Origin of the sequence: Burkholderia sp. WP9, from assembly GCF_900104795.1 — a bacterium.
Lineage (GTDB): Bacteria > Pseudomonadota > Gammaproteobacteria > Burkholderiales > Burkholderiaceae > Paraburkholderia.
In genome coordinates this window covers 152360-174012 of record NZ_FNTG01000003.1, presented here as the reverse complement: position 1 = coordinate 174012, position 21653 = coordinate 152360, and the positions used below count along the sequence as shown (strand labels likewise).

The 21653-nt window shown below is 58.3% G+C and carries 22 protein-coding genes and 3 pseudogenes; 14 read left to right on the top strand and 11 right to left on the bottom strand.

The annotated features are described in order from the left end of the window. Positions 1–37: 37 nt before the first annotated feature. A complete protein-coding gene (locus BLW71_RS38145) occupies positions 38–319 on the top strand; it encodes a recombinase family protein (RefSeq protein WP_091809644.1) in 282 nt (93 codons plus the stop codon). Positions 320–415: 96 nt separating this feature from the next. Here BLW71_RS38145 and BLW71_RS38140 read toward each other — a convergent pair whose 3' ends face one another. Next, the gene (locus tag BLW71_RS38140; RefSeq protein ID WP_091796501.1) at positions 416–1393 is read right to left on the bottom strand and encodes an IS5 family transposase; all 978 of its coding nucleotides are present in this window, start codon (positions 1391–1393) and stop codon (positions 416–418) included. Between the two features lie 80 nt (positions 1394–1473). On the opposite strand from BLW71_RS38140, the gene BLW71_RS38135 reads away from it, so the two are divergent. Beyond that, on the top strand, positions 1474–2694 hold the full coding sequence (locus tag BLW71_RS38135; RefSeq protein ID WP_091809642.1) for a recombinase zinc beta ribbon domain-containing protein: 1221 nt from the start codon (positions 1474–1476) through the stop codon (positions 2692–2694). Positions 2695–2703: 9 nt separating this feature from the next. On the opposite strand, the pseudogene istA reads toward BLW71_RS38135, so the two are convergent. Then, positions 2704–3450, bottom strand: a pseudogene (gene istA / locus BLW71_RS38130) (IS21 family transposase); the annotation flags it as partial. Between the two features lie 186 nt (positions 3451–3636). Between istA and BLW71_RS38125 the strand changes: the two are divergent. Genes BLW71_RS38125 through BLW71_RS38115 form a run of 3 tightly spaced genes read left to right on the top strand, consistent with a single transcriptional unit; the run spans position 3637 to position 6862 of the window. Beyond that, positions 3637–4908 carry a tyrosine-type recombinase/integrase gene (locus BLW71_RS38125; protein ID WP_177204981.1) on the top strand — a complete coding sequence of 424 codons (1272 nt, stop codon included), beginning with the start codon at positions 3637–3639 and terminating at the stop codon, positions 4906–4908. Next, positions 4905–5855 (top strand): tyrosine-type recombinase/integrase, encoded by a 951-nt coding sequence (locus BLW71_RS38120; protein ID WP_091794123.1) that lies wholly within the window; start codon positions 4905–4907, stop codon positions 5853–5855. The genes BLW71_RS38125 and BLW71_RS38120 overlap by 4 nt, the downstream gene beginning before the upstream one ends. Beyond that, entirely contained in the window at positions 5852–6862 is a 1011-nt protein-coding gene (locus tag BLW71_RS38115; protein ID WP_091794125.1) for a tyrosine-type recombinase/integrase, read from the top strand. Before BLW71_RS38120 ends, BLW71_RS38115 begins: the two co-directional genes overlap by 4 nt. 338 nt (positions 6863–7200) lie before the next feature. Here the strand turns inward: BLW71_RS38115 and BLW71_RS38110 are convergent. Continuing rightward, positions 7201–7851, bottom strand: a pseudogene (locus tag BLW71_RS38110) (ISNCY family transposase); the annotation flags it as partial. A 315-nt stretch (positions 7852–8166) separates the two neighbouring features. Here BLW71_RS38110 and BLW71_RS38105 point away from each other — a divergent pair. Beyond that, positions 8167–8697, top strand: coding sequence for a hypothetical protein (locus tag BLW71_RS38105; protein WP_091809640.1), 531 nt, complete (start codon positions 8167–8169; stop codon positions 8695–8697). 421 nt (positions 8698–9118) lie between these two features. On the opposite strand, the gene BLW71_RS38100 is transcribed toward BLW71_RS38105, so the two are convergent. Further along, a complete protein-coding gene (locus tag BLW71_RS38100) occupies positions 9119–9448 on the bottom strand; it encodes a hypothetical protein (protein ID WP_091809638.1) in 330 nt (109 codons plus the stop codon). A 518-nt stretch (positions 9449–9966) separates the two neighbouring features. Between BLW71_RS38100 and BLW71_RS38095 the strand changes: the two genes are divergently transcribed. The 3 genes from BLW71_RS38095 to BLW71_RS38085 all read left to right on the top strand — a co-directional run bounded on the left by BLW71_RS38095 (position 9967) and on the right by BLW71_RS38085 (position 11623). Continuing rightward, complete coding sequence (locus tag BLW71_RS38095; RefSeq protein ID WP_177205223.1) at positions 9967–10494, top strand: hypothetical protein; 528 nt, start codon at positions 9967–9969, stop codon at positions 10492–10494. 28 nt (positions 10495–10522) lie between these two features. Further along, on the top strand, positions 10523–11119 hold the full coding sequence (locus BLW71_RS38090; protein ID WP_143048441.1) for a hypothetical protein: 597 nt from the start codon (positions 10523–10525) through the stop codon (positions 11117–11119). 96 nt (positions 11120–11215) lie between these two features. Further along, positions 11216–11623 carry a hypothetical protein gene (locus tag BLW71_RS38085; protein ID WP_091809631.1) on the top strand — a complete coding sequence of 136 codons (408 nt, stop codon included), beginning with the start codon at positions 11216–11218 and terminating at the stop codon, positions 11621–11623. A gap of 242 nt (positions 11624–11865) precedes the next feature. Here BLW71_RS38085 and BLW71_RS38080 read toward each other — a convergent pair whose 3' ends face one another. Continuing rightward, positions 11866–12669 (bottom strand): hypothetical protein, encoded by an 804-nt coding sequence (locus BLW71_RS38080; protein WP_091809629.1) that lies wholly within the window; start codon positions 12667–12669, stop codon positions 11866–11868. A 161-nt stretch (positions 12670–12830) separates the two neighbouring features. Between BLW71_RS38080 and BLW71_RS38075 the strand changes: the two genes are divergently transcribed. The 5 genes and pseudogenes from BLW71_RS38075 (at position 12831) to BLW71_RS38060 (ending at position 15880) form a co-directional block, all read left to right on the top strand. Then, the gene (locus BLW71_RS38075; protein ID WP_091809627.1) at positions 12831–13220 is read left to right on the top strand and encodes a hypothetical protein; all 390 of its coding nucleotides are present in this window, start codon (positions 12831–12833) and stop codon (positions 13218–13220) included. Beyond that, positions 13213–14175, top strand: coding sequence for a tyrosine-type recombinase/integrase (locus tag BLW71_RS38070; protein WP_091809625.1), 963 nt, complete (start codon positions 13213–13215; stop codon positions 14173–14175). The genes BLW71_RS38075 and BLW71_RS38070 overlap by 8 nt, the downstream gene beginning before the upstream one ends. Positions 14176–14624: 449 nt before the next feature. Next, positions 14625–14735 (top strand): annotated as a pseudogene (locus BLW71_RS42845) (hypothetical protein); the annotation flags it as partial. A gap of 106 nt (positions 14736–14841) precedes the next feature. Continuing rightward, the gene (locus tag BLW71_RS38065) at positions 14842–15333 is read left to right on the top strand and encodes a hypothetical protein (protein ID WP_091809623.1); all 492 of its coding nucleotides are present in this window, start codon (positions 14842–14844) and stop codon (positions 15331–15333) included. A gap of 325 nt (positions 15334–15658) precedes the next feature. After that, positions 15659–15880, top strand: a complete 222-nt coding sequence (locus BLW71_RS38060) for a hypothetical protein (protein ID WP_143048440.1) — start codon at positions 15659–15661, stop codon at positions 15878–15880. Between the two features lie 54 nt (positions 15881–15934). Here BLW71_RS38060 and BLW71_RS41325 read toward each other — a convergent pair whose 3' ends face one another. The 6 genes from BLW71_RS41325 to BLW71_RS38025 all read right to left on the bottom strand — a co-directional run bounded on the left by BLW71_RS41325 (position 15935) and on the right by BLW71_RS38025 (position 21638). Further along, on the bottom strand, positions 15935–16288 hold the full coding sequence (locus tag BLW71_RS41325) for a hypothetical protein (RefSeq protein WP_143048439.1): 354 nt from the start codon (positions 16286–16288) through the stop codon (positions 15935–15937). 401 nt (positions 16289–16689) lie between these two features. Beyond that, positions 16690–16953 (bottom strand): hypothetical protein, encoded by a 264-nt coding sequence (locus tag BLW71_RS38050; RefSeq protein ID WP_091809616.1) that lies wholly within the window; start codon positions 16951–16953, stop codon positions 16690–16692. A gap of 43 nt (positions 16954–16996) precedes the next feature. After that, on the bottom strand, positions 16997–17347 hold the full coding sequence (locus BLW71_RS38045; RefSeq protein WP_091809613.1) for a MarR family transcriptional regulator: 351 nt from the start codon (positions 17345–17347) through the stop codon (positions 16997–16999). Positions 17348–18454: 1107 nt separating this feature from the next. Continuing rightward, the gene (wecB, locus tag BLW71_RS38035) at positions 18455–19600 is read right to left on the bottom strand and encodes a non-hydrolyzing UDP-N-acetylglucosamine 2-epimerase (protein ID WP_091809609.1); all 1146 of its coding nucleotides are present in this window, start codon (positions 19598–19600) and stop codon (positions 18455–18457) included. Then, complete coding sequence (locus BLW71_RS38030) at positions 19597–20319, bottom strand: GNAT family N-acetyltransferase (RefSeq protein ID WP_091809607.1); 723 nt, start codon at positions 20317–20319, stop codon at positions 19597–19599. The genes wecB and BLW71_RS38030 overlap by 4 nt, the downstream gene beginning before the upstream one ends. Next, complete coding sequence (locus tag BLW71_RS38025) at positions 20316–21638, bottom strand: aminotransferase class I/II-fold pyridoxal phosphate-dependent enzyme (RefSeq protein WP_091809605.1); 1323 nt, start codon at positions 21636–21638, stop codon at positions 20316–20318. Before BLW71_RS38025 ends, BLW71_RS38030 begins: the two co-directional genes overlap by 4 nt. Positions 21639–21653: the final 15 nt, after the last annotated feature.

The following is a 21653-nucleotide window of genomic DNA, read 5'->3' as shown; positions in this document are numbered from 1 at the left end:
ACCGCTTACCGATAAGCAAATTCATGCGAGTCTGCAGTTGCTGTTCGATACCTATAGGCAGACGCATTCGGCCAGCATGGTGGTGCGCCGGTTTCGCCGCGAGGGTTGGGTCTTCCCCCGCAGAATCCTCCGCGGCATCGGTAAGGGTGAAGTGCATTGGGGTGAGCTGAACACGTCGCGTGTCCTGCAGATCCTGCACAACCCCAGATACGCCGGCGCATTCGTGTACGGCCGAACACGAATCGCGCGCAAGGCCGATTTGACAAGTACACAACTTAAGGCTACGCTGAAGAAGCCACCGTTTTCGCCGACAGCTTGATGCTGAATTCCGGAATGTGAGATCAGCGATGCGACCGGTTCGATTTCCCGGCCCTGAAGGGCCTGGCAAGCGGGGCTCTCGACCCATTTCGGCTGCTTATGGACGCACCTGTGCCATCAGCCGCGCGCGGCTCATGTAGATGTTGGCCAGCGCGAGTGCAGTAAAGGCACGCGTGGCGTTCTTCGCGAGGCCGCGATAGCGCACCTTGCCGAAGCCCCACAGCCGCTTGACCACCGCAAAGACGTGTTCGACCCGGGCACGAATCTTCGACTTGTTGCGGTTTTTCGAGCGCCTGGTTTCATCGACTTCACCACTGCGATTGCGCACACGCTGGTTGGTGAAGTCCTTCGCTTTCGGCGCCTTGCTGGCGATGAGTTCCTTCTGGCTCGCATAGGCGCTGTCGCCGTACACACGCCGCTCGTCGCCGTGCAGTAGCGCCGGCAGCGGATGCTTGTCATGCACGTTTGCCGCCGTCACTACCGCGCTGTGTGCCAGTCCCGTCTGGCTATCCACACCGATGTGCAGCTTCATGCCGAAGTACCACTGCTGGCCCTTCCTCGTCTGATGCATTTCGGGGTCTCGTGCCTTGTCCGCATTCTTCGTGGAACTGGGCGCACCGATGATGGTGGCATCCACGATCGTGCCGGTGCCAACCTTCAGCCCATGCCCTTGCAGTACTTCGCCGACCTTGGAGAACAACTGCTCGCCGAGCTTGTTGCGCTCCAGCAGCCGGCGAAACTTCAACAGCGTCGTGCCATCGGGAACCCGCTCGCGCCCCAGGTCAATCCCGACGAATCGCCGCAATGCGGTGCTGTCCAGCAGCGCCTCCTCGCACGCCTCATCCGCCAGGTTGAACCAGTGCTGCACAAAGTGCATGCGCAGCATGCGCTCCAGACCCACTGGCGGGCGACCGCCTTGACCCTTCGGATAGTACGGCTCGACAACCTCGCACAATTGCGCCCACGGCACGATCTGCTCCATCGTCTCAAGGAACACATCGCGTTTGGTTGGCCGACGGTACTGTTCAAATCCGGCGCCTTGATCGGCCGCCATCGCAAGGGTCTGTTGTTTCATGCACATCTAACGATTGAACGCCCAATGCCGTTGACCTTTTTCAGCGTAGCCTTAAGGTCGCCCAGCGTGATTGGGAGGTATTGATCCGCGACGCGCACGCGGGTTATATCGACTGGGACGAGTTTGAGCGCAATCAGGTGACGCTCAAGCAAAGCTCTAGCAGTTTCTCTGATGGCAGCCGGGGCGCTATGCCGCGCGAAGGTGTCGGGCTGTTGCAGGGACGCGTGATGTGCGGCGTATGCGGTCAACGCATGCGCGTCCGGTATCAGAGGGTGACCAGCACACTCGAGCCGTACTATGTGTGTCACGCCGCTGTTGCGCATCGTGCAGGCAAGCCGTGTCAGTCAATACGCGGGTGCGATGTGGACTTGGCGATCAGTTCACTGCTGCTACAGACTGTTGCGCCCGCGGCCATCGAAGTCGCTCTCGCCGTCGAGGACGAGATTGCTGGGCGCATTGAACAGGCGAACGCGATGCGCAACCGGCAGCTGGAGCGGGCGCGTTACGACGCCGAACTCGCCCGCCGACGTTATATGAATGTTGATCCTGCCAACCGCATGGTCGCTGACGCTTTGGAAGCCGACTGGAATGCCCGCCTTCGGCAACTGGACGATCTGCAACAGGAGCACGACCGCCAACGCATGGCCGACCAGCGTTTGCTTGCCGACGAAGCGCGTGCGCGCATTCGAGCACTGGCTGCTGACTTCGCCGTGGTCTGGAACGACACGCGTGTTGAACCCGTCGAACGCAAACGGATGCTCGGTCTGCTCATTGAGGACGTCACACTTTTAAAAAATGAGCAGATCGCGATCCATGTTCGCTTCCGTGGCGGTCAAACAACCTCACTGATGGTCGACAAACGCAAGCCCATCGCTTTGATTCGCAAGACGCTGCCAGAGGTTGTTGCGAAGGTCGACGAATTGCTCGAAACCTGTTCGGACCGGCAAGTCGCCAAGCACCTCAACGAGCTCGGCTACAAGAACTGGAAAGGTGAGGCCTTCACCCACAAGAAGGTCATCGTCATCCGCAACGCCTATAAACTTAAGAGCCGCTTTACGCGCCTACGAGAGCGCGGCATGCTCACCGCCGACGAGCTCGCCGCCCAACTCGGCGTGTGCGCGACCACCATCTACCAGTGGGGGCAAAGCGGATTCTTGCGCCAGCATCGTTACGGCAACCTGCATCGCTGTCTGTTCGAGCCCGTGGGCAATGTCGTCCTCGTCAAAGGGCAAGGTGGGCGCTACAGTTCGACTGCTCCGACGCTTAACGCTGTTCAATCAACCACACAAGGTGCAATATGAAGCCTATGCCTTTTTTTGCGGATCCCTTGGCGGACAAGCATCAATCTTGAAACCGTATCCTTCTGCGCACTCGCCGTACGCGCGTTGCACCTCGGGCTCGTAATAGCACGCGCGCGTGATCGCACACTTGCAATTGTCGATGATGACCCGAGCCGGCACACCACCAAATGCCTCGAACGCGCGCCGGTGACATCCCAGCCAGGTTGCTACCGTCTGGTCTCGGACAAACTCAACATATTGGTGGCGCGACCAGGCCAGGGTCATGACGAAGAACCATGTCTTGTGGATCTCGCCGGTGAGCGCGTCGGTCATCATCGGACCAGCGCCGAAATCAACCTGGGCCGCTTCGGCCGGCTTGAATTCCAGGCGCAGCGGCACGTCGGGCGTGTGCGATGCATCTATATGCAGAAGGAAACGATAGACCGACGAATAGCTGCCGCCGTATCCGTGGTTGCGAACGAGCGTGGAGTGGATCGTCGTGCATTGAACTCCGGTTGCCCGCCACTTGGTGATCTGCTCCCGCCACGGTTCCAACGTTGAGACGCAGCTCGATGGTAGCGGCGCCTCTTTGCGATCCAGGAAAGCGGCCATTACGTGTTCGTCGGGCAAAACCGCTTCACGCGCCAACCATCCGTTCCTGGCGGCAATCTCCCGCACCTGCGCAATCTTCTTGCGCCCCATGGTCTTCGATCGTGCGATATCCCGGTCAGAGTCGCCTCGGCGCATGCGCACCAGGATCTGTCGGTATTGGTACATCTCGAACCTTAGGTGAAGCTTCACCTAAGGTTCGTTAGGCACGGGCGGAAATTAGGTTCAGAGGCGACACGGTGAGTGCCCTTGTACGCGGACTGTATCGTAGAGAGCCGCGATGCGACCTTTGTTGAAGCGCACCTAATTTCGGTGTACTCCTACCGATGCATACGTTGGTTCATGGAGGACATCATGACTGTCAGCAAATTGGCGGCGGACTCATCGCGCTGTGGCATAGCTATCGGGAGCCCCGTAGACGCCATCGTCTCCAAATACGTTGATCACTTGCTTGCCCTGCGATATGCGGACGATACGATTCAACACTATCTGGCCTCCTTGCGTCACTTTACGCATCGGCTGAACAAGAACAAGCGGTTGACCCTTGCCGATATCGATGATGCTCTCGTGACGGAGTTTGTCGATGTTCATTTGCCGCATTGCAGATGTCCGCGACCGTGTATGCGCCATGTCAACACGGTACGCGCGGCTCTCCGCCATCTTCTGGCCGTTCTCAAGGAGGAAGGGTTGTGCAGCACCGTACGACCTCAGTTGCATACGCCGGTCGACATCGAACTAGAACTGTACAGGCATTATCTGGTGGATAGTTGCGGTTACGCGCAGACCACTTGCCGTAACCGCCTTTGGCGGATTCGCCGCTTCCTCGACTCTGTCTTCGGTCAGGGTCAGGGGTCCGTGTCTGCCGGTCACCTGACTTCAATGGATATTGAGGACTTCACCGCACGCTGTTTCAAAGGCCGGAGTCACGGGACACGTCGTAGCTACTGCGTTGATCTCGCAAGTTATCTGCGCTTTCGTGGCTTGAACGGAGATGACACTCGTGCTCTCTTCGCTGCGATCCCGAAGATGGCGCCACCAATGCCGGCGCCTCTGCCGATTGCGATGACCGAGAGGGAACTGGATCTCTTTTTCGCAGCGTTCGATTTGACCAAACCGATTGGCATGCGCGATTTCGCAATTGCACGGTTTTTGACCGATTTGGCGCTACGTCGCATGGAAGTCGTGCGACTGCAGTTGGAATCATTCGATTGGCAGAATGGAACGGTGACGCTGACTCATAACAAGGGCGGACGAGAACGCAAGCTACCGCTGCCGGTACAAACGGCCCACGCACTTGTCCGCTATTTACAATACGGACGGCCCGATACGAGTAATCGTGCCGTCTTTGTCCGGCAAATCGCGCCGTACGACATGCCGATTGACGCCGTTGCCATCAATCACCTCATCAGAGGCGCCTTTGTACGTGCAGGCCTCGACGAGCGATTTCATGGCGTCCACGTGTTGCGACGCACGGCAGCAACCCGCCTCATTCAAGGTGGGGCATCGCTAAAAGAAGTTGCCGATGTACTGGGGCACAGACATCTCAACACGACGACGCTTTACACCAGGGTTGATCTTGATCGTCTGCGCAAGGTAGCGCAACCATGGCCGGAGCATCGATCATGAATGCGCCCCGACTTTGGACCGAGCGCATCGAAGACTACCTTGCGTATCGGCGCAACGCTGGATTTAATGTCGTGGGCGACGCGCCCAGACTGCGGCAATTCGGGCGGTTCGCTGATCGGCAGACGCCCCCGCAGTCACACCTTGTCGTCGAACTCGCCGTGGCATGGGCTCAATCGACGAAACGAAGTCAATACTTTACTTGGGCTCGGCGTCTTGAGCTGCTGCGGGGTTTTGCGCGGTACTGGCAGCGTTTCGATCCAGTGACCGAGGTGCCGCCAGGAAGGTTGCTCGGCAGAGCCTATCGCCGATTGACGCCACATATTTTCACTCAACAGGAAGTATCGATGCTGATGGCAGCTACCGCCGGCCTGCAGCCTCGGGATGGCCTGCGTCCTGCGACCTGCAAGACCATGATCGGGCTGCTCGCAGCAAGTGGACTACGCCCGATAGAGGCCACACGCCTGACACGTAATGACGTCGATCTTGATCAGGGACTGCTGTTGGTCCAGGAAGCAAAAGGGCATCGAAGCCGCTTGATTCCATTGCATCCGAGCACCACAGAGGCACTACGCACGTATGCTCAACAGCGTGATCGCCTCGTGCGCCAGCCAGGCAGCGACCGTTTTTTTCTGCTCGACAAAGGTAAGGCAGCCGGCGTACCAACGCTCCAGTGCGCGTTGGAAACCCTATGCCGTCGACTCGGGTGGTTGCCACGAGGCGATTATGCGCATCATCGCTGTTATGACTTCAGACATAGTTTTGTCGCCAACAGTCTGTTGCGCGCCGACCGCCACGGGATCGATGCTGACCACGCAATCCTCGCGCTCTCGACTTATCTCGGCCACGCTTCAGTTGCCCACACTTACTGGTACTGTACGGCGGTGCCGGAACTGATGGCAATCGTTGGAGAGCGCTTTCATCAGTATGCCAAAGGAGAATCGACATGAGCCTTGTCACCAGCCAGCCACAGGAGTTTGCCTCGCTCCTCCAGCGGTTCTTCGTCGAGCGGCTAATGCAGCAGCAGAATGCGAGTGCAAGAACGGTCGAATCATACCGTGACACCTTCCGTATGCTATTGACCTACGCTCAGCAAGTGTTGCATAAGCCGCCCGAGAAGTTAACTCTCGACGAGCTCGACGTCACATTGATCACTGCCTTTCTGGACCACCTCGAAACTGCACGATCCAATAGCATTCGCAGTCGCAATGCCCGGCTTTCCGCAATACGGACCTTCTACCACTATGTCACGATGCGATGTCCGCAAGCACTGCACCTGGCTCAACAAATTCTCTCGATCCCAACGAAACGTTTCGAGAGACCGCTTCTCGGATTTCTCTCACGTGAGGAAGTTCACGCCTTGTTGGGTGCGCCCGATCCGGATACGTGGTTCGGGCAGCGCGACCGTCTATTGCTCGCACTGCTGTACAACACTGGAGCCCGAGTGTCGGAGCTGACAGGAATGCGGGTAGCCGATGTAACGCTCGCTGCGACGCCGTGGGTACGCCTGCATGGCAAGGGGCGGAAGCAGCGTGCCGTACCCCTATGGCGTGAAACTGCGGCAGCGATACGCACCTGGATACGTAACCAGCGTTTACAACCGGAACAGCCGCTGCTGCCAAGTCGCCATGGCGGACCAATGACGCGCGCAAACGTGGCTGAACGATTTTCGCTGGCACTGACGGCAGCAGCGAAGACCTGTCCATCGCTTCTGAAGCGCCATATTACCCCGCATTCCATGAGGCACACGGTTGCCACGCATCTCTTGCAGGCCGGTGTAGGTATCACCGAGGTTGCGCTCTGGCTCGGACATGAAAGCCCCCTGACGACGCACGGCTATGTCGAGGCAGATCAGGCAATGAAGCGCCGAGCACTTGCGGCGGTGAAAGCGCCCAGAGTCAAGGTGCCTTTTTATCGCCCACCCGATTCACTGCTCAAATTTCTGGAAAGCCTTTGAGTTTATTAGGTGAAGCATTCGAGCGAGTGACCTCGCTCCCAAGTTCCCTTCCCGGGCCAGACGATAGCCTCACAACCCCGGGAAGGGCCTCCCCAATCCGCTGCCTCATATTCAACCGAACCTAATTTTCTGACTTACCTAACGAACCTCCGATTGGCCACGGCCTCTCCCGGCAAAAGGCCGGGAGTCTAGCCGATCAATGAAGTTCGAACCCTCGCTGCTCGTCATCTGGGTGGCGCCATTACGCCGCAAAACTACTGGCGCCTTTACGCCGAAAACGCCGTGGCTCCATTACGCCGGAAATCCGGTGGCGCCATTACGCCGAAAACGAAATGGCGCCTATATGCCGGAAATTCACAGCTGTAGAACGCGACGGGCTTGCCATGACGTTCAATGTACGCGCGCGTCGCCTCGAAGTAGCTGAAGGTCGACTCAGTGGCTGTGAAATGCAGCATCATCAGCCGGCTGGTCGCGTCGTCGACGTACACCAGCAGCGAGCAGGCCGGTGCCCGGTCCTCAAACCACCGGTGATCGCTGCCGTCGATCTGGATCAGTTCGCCCAGGCACGCGCGCCGCGCGCGTGGCTGGTAGATCTTTGGCGGCCGCTGCCGCCGGGGCACCCAGAGACCTGCATCCGTCATCAGGCGCCTGACGGTCTCCTTGGCAAGCCGGATGCCGTGAGATTCGACCAGCTTCTCGCAGGCCAGTGTCGGCCCAAAATCGGCATAGCGGTCACGGATGATCGAGAGCGCCTGATCGGCCTTCACTGAATCCAGGCGGTTGTTGCTGGGCTTCGCGCGCCGACGCGACACGAGACCTTCCGGTCCATGCTCGCGCAACCGGCCAACGAGGCGGCGAATCTGCCGCGTCGTCAGCCTGAGCCGTTCTGCCGCGCGCCACGGCTTGAGCCTGCCGTCGGCGACGTCCTGAATGACCTTGAACCTGTCCAGTTCGCGCATCGTCATCGTTATCCGTTCGCTCGCAGCCATCAAAGCCTCCCGCGCCGGAACCCCGGCGGACGGTCAGCTTACGCTGCGGAAAAGCGGACATTTGAACTTGGCTAAAAGCGGACATTACAACTTAGCCTCTACACTGTCGATGGGTGCTCACCAGGTTTTATGTCAATTTCTCAAGACGGCAGTGCCCTTCGAGCCAACCCGAACCTCAGCAGTGTTGGGCATATGTAAGATTGTCTGAAACTGAACCATACATTGCGTTCACCGCGGCGCCAAGCAAGTCTAAAATCTGCCAAGCGCTGACGTGCAGAGGCTCAGAGCGTTTTAAACTCAAACAAGGGTACGGCCATGGATGGTTTGCTGGCGATTCTTCGCGAGGCAATCAAGCAGGTACCGGCGATGAGGTTTGCGCTGGCTGTTGTCGCGCTTGTTGCCGTTGTCGCGATTGTCCTGAAGTTCAACATCGGTACTGCGCAGACAATTGTCGGCGGTGTGGTTGTACTGATCGGCATGGTACTGTTGTTTGTGTTTTCGACGCTCACGTCGTTAGACAAAAGCGCGCTTCGCCTACCCTCCATGGTAATGGTTTGGGCTGTCTTGTTCTTTGTGATCGCAGGGGGAGCCGTAGAGTTCTGGAGCGTGTTTTTCGGGCCAAACAAGATCAATCTTGCAACATTGTTCGACTCTTCTGCCAGCGTCTCCACCTCAGCAGGCGCGGTCGACACAGATAACGCGGGCAGTGCAGCCATTGAGGCAGATCTCGCAAGCGCCGGTTATGCAGCCGCGGTGGCCAAAGCCCAAAATCACAGCGAGGCAACCCAGAAATTCTTCCAAGGCCAAGGCCCTCTTCCAGCGGACGCGGGAGGTGCATCTCAGTGAGGCTACGCCCGTGACGGGCCCATCGTCGGCACGCGCAAGCAGCTGTTCGCAATAAGGGCGCCAATGGTAGGCAACGACCGTCACTATTAGCATGAAAATGCCCGGTGCGAAAAAGTGGGGATTGGACGCCCGACTTTTTCGCGATTTCATTCTGCGCGTACAACACAGGTGTTGGACGTCAGTGTCGTCCTGGGCAGGGATCGCAGAGAGTTGACAGATCTTCAATAGCATCGTCGGGTAGACAAAGTATTGGCTCGTTCAGTCCGCATCGACGTCTTGCTGCAACGGTACGCTTTGCCATGTACCGCGCGCATCCTTCTCCGCTGTTGTACCCAGCCCTTGGCATAAAGGGCCTTCACCGGTTAAGCAACAGTACAAACTGGCACGAACCAGCCGCCCTCGGCGCGCCGGCAGGGCTAACTTAACTAGTACCGTCGCGCTCCGTAGTCTGCGCCGCGCTATTGGCAAGGTCACGGCGAAGTCGCTCGTTCTCGAGTCGAATTCGTTCCATCTCAAGCTTGTCGCGTAAGGCGTCACGTTTGTCTCTCCGCCAGTTCGTCACTGTCGTTATGACCAGACCGATCAAACTGACTAGGACCGCTGCGCCTGAGACCACGATCGTACCGTCAGAACTAGGGCCAGCAGTGCCGATGAACCAAAGGAAGGAGGCAATCGATGCCACAACTGATACAAAAAGCGCGATACGGAAGAACCGCCGGTATTTTCTCAGTTGCTCCGATGTCACTGCCATGATGCCCCTCCAAATTACTCCAGTGTAGGTAGAGGCGCAGACTGAGGAAGGAAGAAAGCCGTTTCGTCTCAGCATACGCAGACCAAATTTATGCTGCGCTGCGAATTGATAGGCTCGAACGGTCTGCATTTCTGACACATGACTTACTTAACACAGGTCGTATGTTAGGAAGCGCACGATACAGTCAGTCTGTACTTTGAAATACCTCAATCTTTCCCTATACCAAATAGTCAAAACGTCAGTTTGACCTCGAGAGTTAAGATAATGGTGTACATACATACCTGAACCGGAACTGGAAAAATGTATCGAGCGGAAATTGGGCGAGTCGTGATCATTCGGCGAAAATCTGACGAGCGGAAAAAACACGGTCCTGAAATTTAATTTAAATACGAATCCCAAAGTTGCCGCTACCCGTGACCGCACGGCATCCGGAGTAATACTGGCCTCAGTTTATAAAACATGCCAGCGACGCGCAAATAACGAACTTAAAATGATTACCAATGAAGCGACTATTTGCAATGTCTATCATTCTGGTTCCAGGGGTAGCATCTGCTGGCAATAGTGATATTTCTCAGGCGTCGTCGTTTGCGGTAGGGTTTGTCATATTCATGACGTATGTCATTTCCTTTTTTGCGATTCTAATTGTCGCCAGAAGTCTGACTAGAGATCCGAGCTGGTCGCTGGCAGCCGCGTTGTCGGAGGAGGCCATTGTCAGCAAACCACCGCCCGAACCAATAACAACGACCACGGTGCAACCGGACGGCACAAGAGAGCAGGTCGTTTCACACGAGCCTGCTGATTATTCCGTATTGGCAGGAAGCACAAGCAGAATAATTGCCGTATTTGGCATGATCGTCATCTTGGCAATGTTTCTGGGCTTTGGGGCGATAGCCATGTGGCGGTACGGTGTTGACGGCGATGCGTCAGAAGCGGCGATGACAGGTATGATGAAGTATTTATTTGGTGGCATTGCATTGTTTGTCCCGTACGCATTTAATCAGATACAGAAATGTTTTTCGGTATTGGGTTTTAGCAATGGAAAATGATTTAGTGCAGTCTCAACGAGGGATGCTCATGTGGTTCAATCACCAGACCTTCTTCCTGGCTTACGGCAAGCAGTTCTCGCCTCTATCGTCGCCCAAGCTATCGGGGCTTGATCGCCTGCTGGGATTCGTGCAACTGGATCCAGATATAAACGATGTTCAATGGGTAGCGTACATGTTTGCCACCGTGAAACACGAGTGCGCTGATTCCTGGCAGCCTATTACGGAGTTTGGTGGTGAATCATATTTTGGAAAATATGATCCGCCGGGCAGCCTCAGTGTGGAATTGGGCAACACCCAGCCAGGCGACGGCGCAAAATTCAAAGGGCGGGGTTATGTACAGCTTACCGGTCGAGGCAACTATGCTCAACTGGGTGATTGCCTTGGCCTCGGCGGAGCTTTGATTGCTGATCCCGAACGAGCCCTCGATCCGCTCACTGCCTATCGCGTAATTTCGATCGGGATGCGCGAGGGCTTGTTCACCGGAAAGGCACTTAAAACATACATTAATGCCAGCGGCGTCGATTACGTTGGCGCTCGCAGGATTATTAACGGTCAGGACCAGGCTGACCTCATCGCTGGATATGCCAAGTCGATCGAGCAGGCATTAAGGGCCGCACTGAATTAGCGGCCTCTGTACACGCTTGCCTCTGCCTAGTGAGATACGCCGCGGCGCACTATTTGTTTTGCTTGGACACTTGTGTCTCACGGAAGAGGTAAGGCGATGGAAGAGCTTGGACTATTCTGTATAGGCGTTTTTGTCGGTTCAATCGCGACGGTAAGCCTGACGTTCATCCAGAACGCAAGTGACTGGCGCATGACCCTTGCTACCGTGTTGCCGGCCGTGTTCTCAGGAGTTGCGCTGGGCTTTGTAAAGCGTTTCAGGACCACTGCGCTTGGCTGTTACCCCCTCGGGCTGGTCATCGCTTTGATGTGGCACTTTATGGGCATCGCAACGACTTACCTTGAAAGTGGCGCTGGAAAAAAGGGGCTGTCGGGCGCGATGGACTTTTTCTTGGGCGGAGCGCAGCTACTCGGTACTGCCGCGCTTACGGCGGCAGCTATTGTGGTCGCGGGTATTCCAGCCTGGCAATATATACGGAATGTGTGGAAATCAAAGTCCAAGGGATAAGCGTCGAAAACTTATGGACGCCGGGGGTTTCAGGTCCTACTGTTTAGCAGCCGAACGACCCTAATTGTCGTTGTCGCAGGTGCCGACGCAACGTCCGCGGCAATCGAAGCGAAAGAGACAAGAAATAAAAGTGTAAAAATGTTGGCGCCCACGCGCGTACTTTAATATGAGCGTTCACGATTACCTCTCCTCATGGAGATCATTCAGCGCAGCTAGGGGAAAGCGCCGGCAAAAGCGAGCGACTATCTGAAGCGTTTTAGAACAGCGGCATACGCAATGCCGAACGCGGCGATGAGTGCCGGGACTTTTGAAATCAGCTTGATGAGATGCTCGATCAGCTTGCGGAGAGCCTCGAGCAGATTGTCACCTTGCGTGACCATTGTCTTCATGATGACCAGATTCGATTTTCCGGCGTCCAGCACCTTGTTGGCGCCGTGTGCACTCAATGGATCGGGAACGTCTGAACCCTTGAATACAAAATATGCGGCTGCGTAGAGCAGGGCAATCGCGAAAATGATAACGACTGGCCATGCGCTCAGGAGCCACGGTCTCCGTGGTGGAGGTGGCGGTATAACGGATGCAGGCGCCTTCAGACCCGCTTCTGTTTTCTGCATCTGGCGTAAGGCCTCAACGGCAGTTCGGAGGTCAGCTTCTATTACAGGGATCGCTTTGGCAACCGCCATGTCCGGATTGCTACCGCCGGTTTTTAGGGTTTCTCGCATCTGCTGGATGTCATTCGGTACGTCCGCATAGTTGTTCCCTGAAAGGGCTTGGATCGCTTTCCCGACAGGCCGATCAAAGACGTCCGGATTATTTACCCCGATCACTTTCAAATCTAAATGAACTTTGGCATCGATTTTCGATATGGCGATATGAGTCTCCCGCAGTTTATTGATCGCACTGTCACGACGGTGCAACGTGGTCGGCAGCTTATCCAGCTGTTTAATGGCGCGGTCCATCGCTGTCGTTGCCTTGTCTCGCTGGGTTGTGATGGCGAGTGCCGCTGCAGCAATGGCCTTTTCTTGCTTGGTTTCTATCGCGTTCATGTCACCGCCGTTGGGATTGCCCAAGGTTGCATCTGTATACGAATCAGGCTGCGGGATTTGTAGGCTGTCTACGCTGTAAGACAATCCTGGGCGGTAAGAGTCCTAACTGCAAGAAATAGTCTTATATATGATAATGTCCTTTATCACATATAGGAGAGACCATGTTTGCCGATGCCCTCGCGCTCACTCTGTTGCCCGGCCCGCCCGAGCTGACGGTGTTCAGCCCACCCTGCCAGGCGGAACTGCACCGGTTCCATGCCCGGCTGCGGGTGGACGGTACGGTGGTCGAGGCGGTCACGTTCCGCACGGCGGACGGCACCGGGCTGACCGGCGAATTCGTGATCCCGCTCGCGCAGGCGCCAGGCCCCGCGCTACCGGAGGTCGCCATCAGCTGGCTAGACGGGGGCGCCGGCCGCACGCTGCGGATCAGGATCGGGGGCGTCGAGGCCGCAGCCCGCACGCCGGAGGCCGTCACGCAGCTCCTGCAGCAGACCCGGACCTTCCAGACCATCCAGACGCGGCCCACGGGTTCGGCGCCGGCGCATGACTGAGACCCTGCTGCCCCGCCGGTCGCCGGACCCGTTGCCCGCACTGGTGACCTGCGCCGGCGAGCGCGCCAGCGTCCGCTTTGTCGAGTTCTTCGCGGCGGCGATCCGCAATCCGCACACGCGCCGCGCGTATGGACGGGCCGCCGCCGACTTCCTCGCATGGTGCGCCAGCGCCGGCGTGCCGTCGATTACTGCCGTGCAGCCGCTGCATGTCGCCGCGTGGATCGAGCGGCAGACGCAGACGTTATCCGCGCCGACCGTCAAGCAGCGCCTCGCGGCGATCCGCCACCTGTTCGACTGGCTCGTCACTGGCCAGATCGTCCCGCACAACCCGGCCGCGTCGGTGCGCGGTCCGAGTCACACCACGAAAAAGGGCAAAACGCCCGTGCTCGATGCGACCGAGGCGCGGCAGCTGCTGGACAGCATTGATGTAACGACGCCGATCGGCCTGCGCGATCGCGCGCTGATCGCGCTGATGGTGTTTTCGTTCGCACGGGTGGGTGCGGCGCTCGCGATGCGCGTCGACGACGTCTATGTGCAGCAGCGGCGGCTGTGGGTCCGTCTGCGCGAAAAGGGCGGCAAGCGGCATGAGATGCCGTGTCATCACACGCTCGAGGCGTACCTGCACGCGTATCTGGAACAGACCGGCCTGCGCGATGAGCCGAAGAGTCCACTGTTCCGCACGATCGCACGCGGTACCGGGCGGCTGAGCACGCGGCCGCTGCCGCAGGCAAACGCGTATGAGATGGTGCGGCGCCGCGCGCTCGCCGCGGGCATCGGCACGGTGATCGGCAACCACACGTTCCGGGCCACCGGCATCACCGCCTATCTGAAAAACGGTGGGACCCTTGAGAATGCTGCGGCGATGGCGAACCACGCGTCGACGCGCACCACGCAGCTGTACGATCGCCGTCGGGACGACGTCAGTCTCGATGAAATCGAGCGCATTCTCGTCTGAAACGCACTGCAGCTCTCTGCATCCACGGCCGAAATTATTCCATACAGAACGATGCCAAACTTCGTTTCGTGTGCGAGCCTGCCAGACTAATTTCGCGCCCGTATCAAATTGCCAGCTGGCAGCTGGTCGGTCGGGATCATCAACCTCGATATATTTCAACCGGAAGCATAAAGTCGCAGCATGCTATGCCGTAATTGCTACTACGAGGTAGCTGGTCCTACCTCGTATGTTTGACGCCGTAGTAAGTTGCGCCAACGCCCAGCCTTGTGGGGCGTTGGTTTTTTTAACCGGAGACGACATGTGAACTGTGTGTCTCATCGCCGGCCAGCGTGATTGCCAGTCTAGAAATGATAGGAATTATGCCGCTTCGCCACTCATGAGAGTCAGGGCAGACGGCCGTCCGGGTTCACGACGCGGCATAATGCCGGAGTCGGCATAACGCCCTCGAGCGTCAGATTCGCCCTATCGCCCTAGGGAGAGCCAATTGGACATTCGCGGGCTCGCCGCGTGGCGCCCTGCCGCCGCTACGATGTATTCGCTGCTCGGCACGGCTCGGCTGAACGACTTCGAGCCGATGCACGGCTCAAGGACACACTTGAGAAGTTGCCGTCGTGTCGATCACGTGCAGGAACTGTTGCCGCCCGCCCGTTAAACGCCTACCCATTCATGGACATTCTCGACTCGCTTCGGCAGGCGCCCAGCGCCGAGTTGTATCGCCTCTATCTCACCATCGGCAAAATGCTGGACGACCCGCGACGCATTCTCGAAGTACGTCAACACTTGCACCTGGGAACGGAGGTCAGTTATATCGGGGGCGATCCGCTCGCACCACCTTCGCACGGCACGGTGGTGGAGCTGAGGCAAACCCAGGCGGTGATCCAGGACAACCAGAGCCGTCAGCGTTGGTCGGTGCTATACGCAGCGGTTATCCCCGACACTGCGCGCGGCCCAACTCCCGCTCCTGCGTCGCCGCCACCGCGAGCACGACGGGAGGAATTTTTCATCGGCGACACCGTCGGCTTCACCGACAAACATCTGAGCGAGCGGGTCGGCATCATCGTCCGGCTCAACGCGAAAACTGCGTCTATCGCCGTTAATGATTCGGAAGGCCATTGGCGGGTCTCTTACGCTTTGCTGCGAAAGATTGTTGACATCTAACCGCGCGACACTGTCAACACGGGTGCCGCTAACGGATAGGTTGATGCAGTCCTGCAGTACCTCAAGACGTTACAGCACGCGAAGGTCACCAGGTCACCGGTCATTTCGACACGGTATTGGCGTTACCCTGGCGTGCATGGACGATGTGGCGTTGCCCGCCGTATATCACTCGGCACTGCTTGAACTCACCCAATGCTATCCTCGCCGCACTGGGGCCGGAATCAGTCACACGCTAATAGCTTTATACGCTTGTTACAGCGCGACGCGCGTCAGGGCATTCGCCAGTCAACTGGGTGTTTGATACAGAGGTAAGGGTTCGGGCAGGATGCAACATTTTTTCATGACACGAGCGAGCGCCGTAGCGTATCTGCTTGGGGTGCGGCGCGCGATGCCAGAGGGGATTGACCATCTGCGGGTTGGCGAGGCTGACGTAAGGCTACAGGAAGTGGATACGCTAAACCGCTTGCTGCTCGATGTCCGCGCGGGCCGGATTCGCGAATTCCGGCTGGACAAGCCCGAGGCAATTGAAGTAATGGTCACAGATTGAACAACCACAATCGCAGAACGGCACCCAGACTAACCGCCGCGCGGCAGGTATCCCCTAAGGCCGCCTGGCAAAAGCCGTATCGGCGATGATCGAGCCGCTGCCGAGATACTCTTCGAACGAACTCCAGAGAAGCTTATCGACCTCCGTGTCGTCGAGATCTTCTGGCTCTACCCCTCGAATCCTGCAGAGGAGTTTCAGGGTTTGTACCGCAGCATCGATGATCGCGGCTTCGGATGGTTTCGGCGTGTTCATGATGACGTTTTCGGCAAAACGCGCGCGGACTTTAGCAAAATCGCGCTTTGAAAAAACCGGTTGAAAATGTGCGCAATGAAGGCGTGAACAGTACTTTCTGTCCGGAGCAACATCCAGCACCGTCGCGAACTGGGAGTTAATGGTTAATATCACCAATCAATACGTTATCTCCGCCACAGAATCCCACAGGCACTCCCAGTAATTCACCAAGACCTCAAACCACCTGAAATGCCACCTGGATTCTCGTTGACATGGGCAGGTCGTAGGCACCAGTTGTTTCTGTGCCAGCGTGACACCTGATCGCTTGAAAAGTGTGCGTGCGGTGCGGTCTTGCGTCAGAATTACTGCGCTTTCGCAACCCGACGCACCAGCCAGTCACTTTACCGATGTTGCATCGTGGCACGAAGACATGATTGGAAAAACAGGATCCAAATATGGCCCCTATTCGTGACTTTGCGCTGGTGGGGGCACTCGGCGGACTAGGCCGCGTGTGGCAAGCCGCCCAGAGACGCGGTACGCCGTAGCGTGGGACGGCTGACCGACGCTGCTGTGAATGGTTATGGCGAAGCTATCGAACGGACCAGGGTGTAACTTTGGTTGAGCGCGTGCGAAAGCAGGTCACGGTTGGCTCGCGGGTACGCAAGCGGACCGCGGAAATCAGGGTTAAATGTGCGTGGCGTTCGGTAAAAACGGTCATCGCGCAGGTGCGCACGCGCCTGACGGAATGGATACTTGCGCCGAAGCGCACGCTGCTGTTCGCACTCGCGCTGGCCAAAGCACGCTGCCGAGATGATGCGCACCGAATCCACCACGTAGTCCATGTCGTCGCTGGATTGACCGCTATCCGTTTCGGCGCAGCCGTCGTCAGGTTTTCTTCATCGCCGTCACGATGCACTGTGCCAGCCAGTCCAGATGCAGAAGCGCAGCGGGCGTGAGTTTGAGCTGCTTGCGCCTGCTGTCCTCGGTGTCGCCCAGCCGAATCCAGCCCTTTTCGCGCATCGATTTCAGACGTGCATGCAGCGTGGCCGGCGAGCCGAGTTCGCTTTTCGCCATCATGTCCCTGACCGACAGACGTTCCCCAGTCTGTCGGGAGAGGGCAACCGCTTGCAGGATGCGTGCCTCCAGCGGATCAAGCGCCGATAAGCCCGGCGACGCGCGCAATGGCTCTGCCGCCAGTTGCAGAAAGCGCATATAGACGTCGGCCGGACGCGTCATTGCTGGCCAGCGCGGCGCGCGTACGCTTCGACGCTGCGCCCGGAGAGCCGTTGAACACGCCGCTGACGGAGCGAGCCCATGTCGGCGTGATCAGCTTGCACCGGCTGGCCCTTCAAGGAGTTTTTCGAGGTCGCTTGCGAGCACCGCTGCGCTCAGGTCACGGATTACCTGGCGCGCGTGCTCCGCTGTCAAAACAAAGCCGTGTTCGCCTGCCGTGACCGAACCGTCCGGGGACCCTTCTGCACAGAAACGCAACGCGACGCGCAGATCTGTCGTGTCAATGTGCCAGTCGTGTACCGGTAATAGCGAAGGAGTGTTCATGTTTGCTTCGTTTGGCGTAAATGGTTCTTTAGGCGCAGCATATTTGCAACTCTCAAAACGGGGCGGCACGGCAGGTGAACGGCGGTTTATCTGACCTTGCCCCCGTCTGGCGAATTTCGTAACCGAGGATGTTATGCAGCGTCGCCTTGCTGTGCTGTGAACCAGGCCTTCTCGAAAGTCGTGGGGCTGACGTAGTCGAGCGTCGAATGAAGTCGATAGCATTGTACAAACCGGTCAACACAACGCCCATATTACCGAGTCAAGGGAAGTTCTATATCGCTGGCACCCGTAAGTCCAGTCCGGGCGGTGCTCACGCAAATCGGCTGCCCATTCGCTGGCGCGGACAGGGCCGAGTGAAACTAGATTAACCAGGCATGTCCGGGTCAGTTGTCCTTCCCATGTAAGCAGTCGCCCCACTCGGCAAGCCGTCGTGGAAGACCGATGAGAGGTTCTCCTGGCCTGCGTCCTCGAACTCGTAGTGGGTCGCTCTCTCGTGGTTTTTCGATTTTGGAATCTGCCATTGTTCGATAATTGTTGTTGTCGGAGATTCTCACCGATCGCACTCGAGGCGTTGACGTAAATACAACGACGTCGTCTCTCGGGCGCTACGTACAGGCACCAATGTGTGCGGCAACTTTCGGCGATTGGGATAGTGCGGGACGTTAGCTAAGCCGTCGAACAATGCGAACCACAAACGCCATTCTTTGTCGGTTCTTCTGAAGGTCGTGGAGCAAGTTGAGGCGATGGTGTACGCGTCAGCTATCGCAGCATGCCTGGTTTTCGAACTTACACTTCCGTCTGCAGCAACCTCTGCTCAGAGGACGTGTTGCCCGCAAGCGACTTCTCCAATATCGAAACGATGCGCGCCGAAGCGTGACCGTCTCCATAGGGCGACGCGCCAGTCGCCATGCGACGATACGCATCCTTGTTCGAAAGCAGGTTCTGCGCTCGCTGGAAGATCCGGTTCGTACCCGTGCCAACCAACTCTGCGACGCCAAAAGAAATAGCTTCAGCACGCTCGGTTTCTTCTCGCAAGACCAGCACTGGCTTTCCGAGCGCGGGCGCTTCCTCCTGAATGCCCCCGGAGTCGCTCATCACGAAGTAAGCCGCGTCCATGGCCGAAATGAATGACAGGTAGTCAAGCGGTTCACACAAGGTGACACGAGGATGGTCCGCGAGCACGGCGCGCACCACCGCCGAGACATTGGGATTCGGGTGAACAGGAAACAGCACATCCAGGTCGGGATTGGTTTCCAGAAGTCGAAGAACAGCAAGGCAGATATTCGCGAGCGGCTCCCCGAAATTTTCACGGCGATGCGCCGTTACCAGAATCATTCTGCGGCCCTGCGCCACCGTGCGCGGCGCCGCCTCCGGCTTTTTACGCGCTTCGAGCAGCGCATCGATAACCGTGTTCCCCGTCATGAACACGGAGTCCGGCCTCACACCTTCCTCGAGCAGATTATCCACAGCCGATCTCGTAGGGGCAAAATGCCAGTCCGCAAGACGCCCCGTCAAAACGCGATTCATCTCTTCGGGAAACGGATTGCGCATGTCGCGGGTCCGCAAGCCGGCTTCTACGTGGCCCACCGGAATACGATGATAGAACGCCACCAACGATGCTGCGAAGACACTTGTTGTATCGCCTTGCACGAGCATCGCATCTGGTTTCACATCCTTCAGGACGTCGTCGAGAGAAAGCGTCAGCCGCGCAGTCAGTTCGCTGAGCCCTTGATTCGGACGCATCAGATCCAGGTCGTAGTCGGGAACGATGTTGAAAATCCCGAGCGTCCGATCCAGCATCTCCCGATGCTGCGCAGTCACGATGACCACCGGGTTCAGATGGCGCGATGCACGGAGCGCATGGACGAGTGGGGCCATTTTCACGGCTTCAGGCCGCGTTCCGAACACGACAGCGACATCCTGTTTCTTCACGATTGTCCTTCCCGGTTGCCTGGTGTTGCATCGAGCTGCATGCGGGTCGACTGCAGCGCAGCTGGAAGCCGGCGGGATCGCATGCGTCCGGCCGCCGCCGGGGCAAAGCCAAGGCGTTCATAGAGCGCTCTGGCTGGCTGATTGCTGATGAGCACATCGAGCACGAGCTGCTTGCCGTTGTCGAGATTGACCATGCCAGTCTCGATGGCATGCTGAAACAGTGCGCTGAACACACCTCTGCTCCTTGCCCTTGCCACTGTCGCGCAATGCGCCATCAGCAGCTGGTTGCGCCGGGGCTTCGGTAACTCGCTTTCGAGGACGACGCCTCGCAGCAACATGCCAACGGCACGTCGCACGCCGAAGAAGCGCACAAGCGCCCACACAATGTGCGGATCGTCCCAGAGGATTGCGCAGCCGTCATGCGCCGCCAGTATCCCGAGAACGGCGCCGCTCGAATCGGCGGCGACGTAATGCCGTCGATACGAGAAGCGTCCCGCCGATGACCGGAACGCCGATTCCAGAAACGCGATACACGCGCCGGGCGGCACGCCGAGAAAGTAATCGAACTCGTGCTCGCCCGATGCGTAGATCAGCGGCGCGCATTGAACGGCATCCTCAATGCGAGCGCGACGGCACCTTAGTCCGCTGATGCCGGAAGCCGGCTTTGACGACTCGACGATCTCGACGGCTTTGTACGCCGCATTCAGCACAGTGCTCATCGTCTCGCGATCCGCGCCAGCGTCGCGATGGTGCGACTGATCTGCTCAGGCTGATGCGTCGAGCAGATGAAGAAGCGCAGGCGCGCAGCCCTTTCTTCGACAGCCGGATAGAAGATCGGCTGCACGTTGATGCCTTCGTCGAACATCGCATTTGCCCACTGCGCCGCCTTCACCGAACTGCCCGTGATGATGGGCACGACGGCAAAACCCGCACCCTCGCCAGTGTCGAAGCCAGCCGCGCGCGCTTCGGTCAGGAACTGCTGCCCGCGCGCCTGGAGTTGCGCGACGCGTTCGGGCTCCGACAGAAGCCGTTCCAGCGCGGCCAGCGACGCCTCGGCAAGGGTCGGCGCGAGCCCAACGCTATACAGGAAGCCAGGCGCGAGGTAGCGCAGCATGTCGGCGAGCGGTTGGCAGCCGGCGATGAAGCCGCCACACCCGGCCAGCGTCTTGCTCATCGTGCCCATCCAGAGATCGACGGATTCGGACGCGACGCCGCAGTGTTCGCGAATCCCCTTGCCCGTCGCGCCGAGCACGCCAAGCGAATGCGCTTCATCGACCATCAGGAACGCGCCATGACGCTCCTTCACTTCGACGAAACGCCGCAGGTCGGGATAATCACCGTCCATGCTGTACAGGCCTTCGATCGCGATGAGCACGTGCCGGTACTCACGTCTCACGCGCGTCAACAGTTCGTCGAGCGCCTGCCAGTCGTTGTGCGCAAAGCCGAGACGTTTCGCGCCGCTCAGTTGCGCGCCCTGCACGATGCTGTTGTGCGCGCGCGCATCGTGAACAATCAGGTCGCCCGGTCCGAACAGCGCGCCGATCACCGTCACGTTCGTCGCATGGCCGCTCACGAACGCGACGCAGTCGTCCGTTTCGTAGAACGATGCCAGCGCCTCTTCGAGCGCACGCTGCACGGGCCGCTCGCCCGCGACGATCCGGCTCGCCGAAGCCGACGTGCCGTAGCGGTCGATCGCGGCTTTTGCGCGCGCCGACACGACAGGATCGCCCGCCAGTCCGAGATAGTTGTAGTTCGCGAAGTTCACGTATTCGCGTCCGCCGATGCAGGTCGTTGCGCCCGCGACGCCTTCGTGCACGCGAAAAAACGGCGAGTCGACGCGCAACTTCTCGCCCATCTCGCGCATGATCTTCACCTGCTGATATTGCGGCATCGATTCGAACCGGCTGCGCGCCGACAGGGTCTGCGCGCCAGGCGCGTCAGGCACACCGGGCGCCGCAGCCTCTTCGGTCGCGCGCTCCAGTTGCCGCTTCAGTGCTTTCGCCGCGAGTTGCTGGCGAAGGTGTTCCCCGATGCTCATGTAATCCCCTTACGA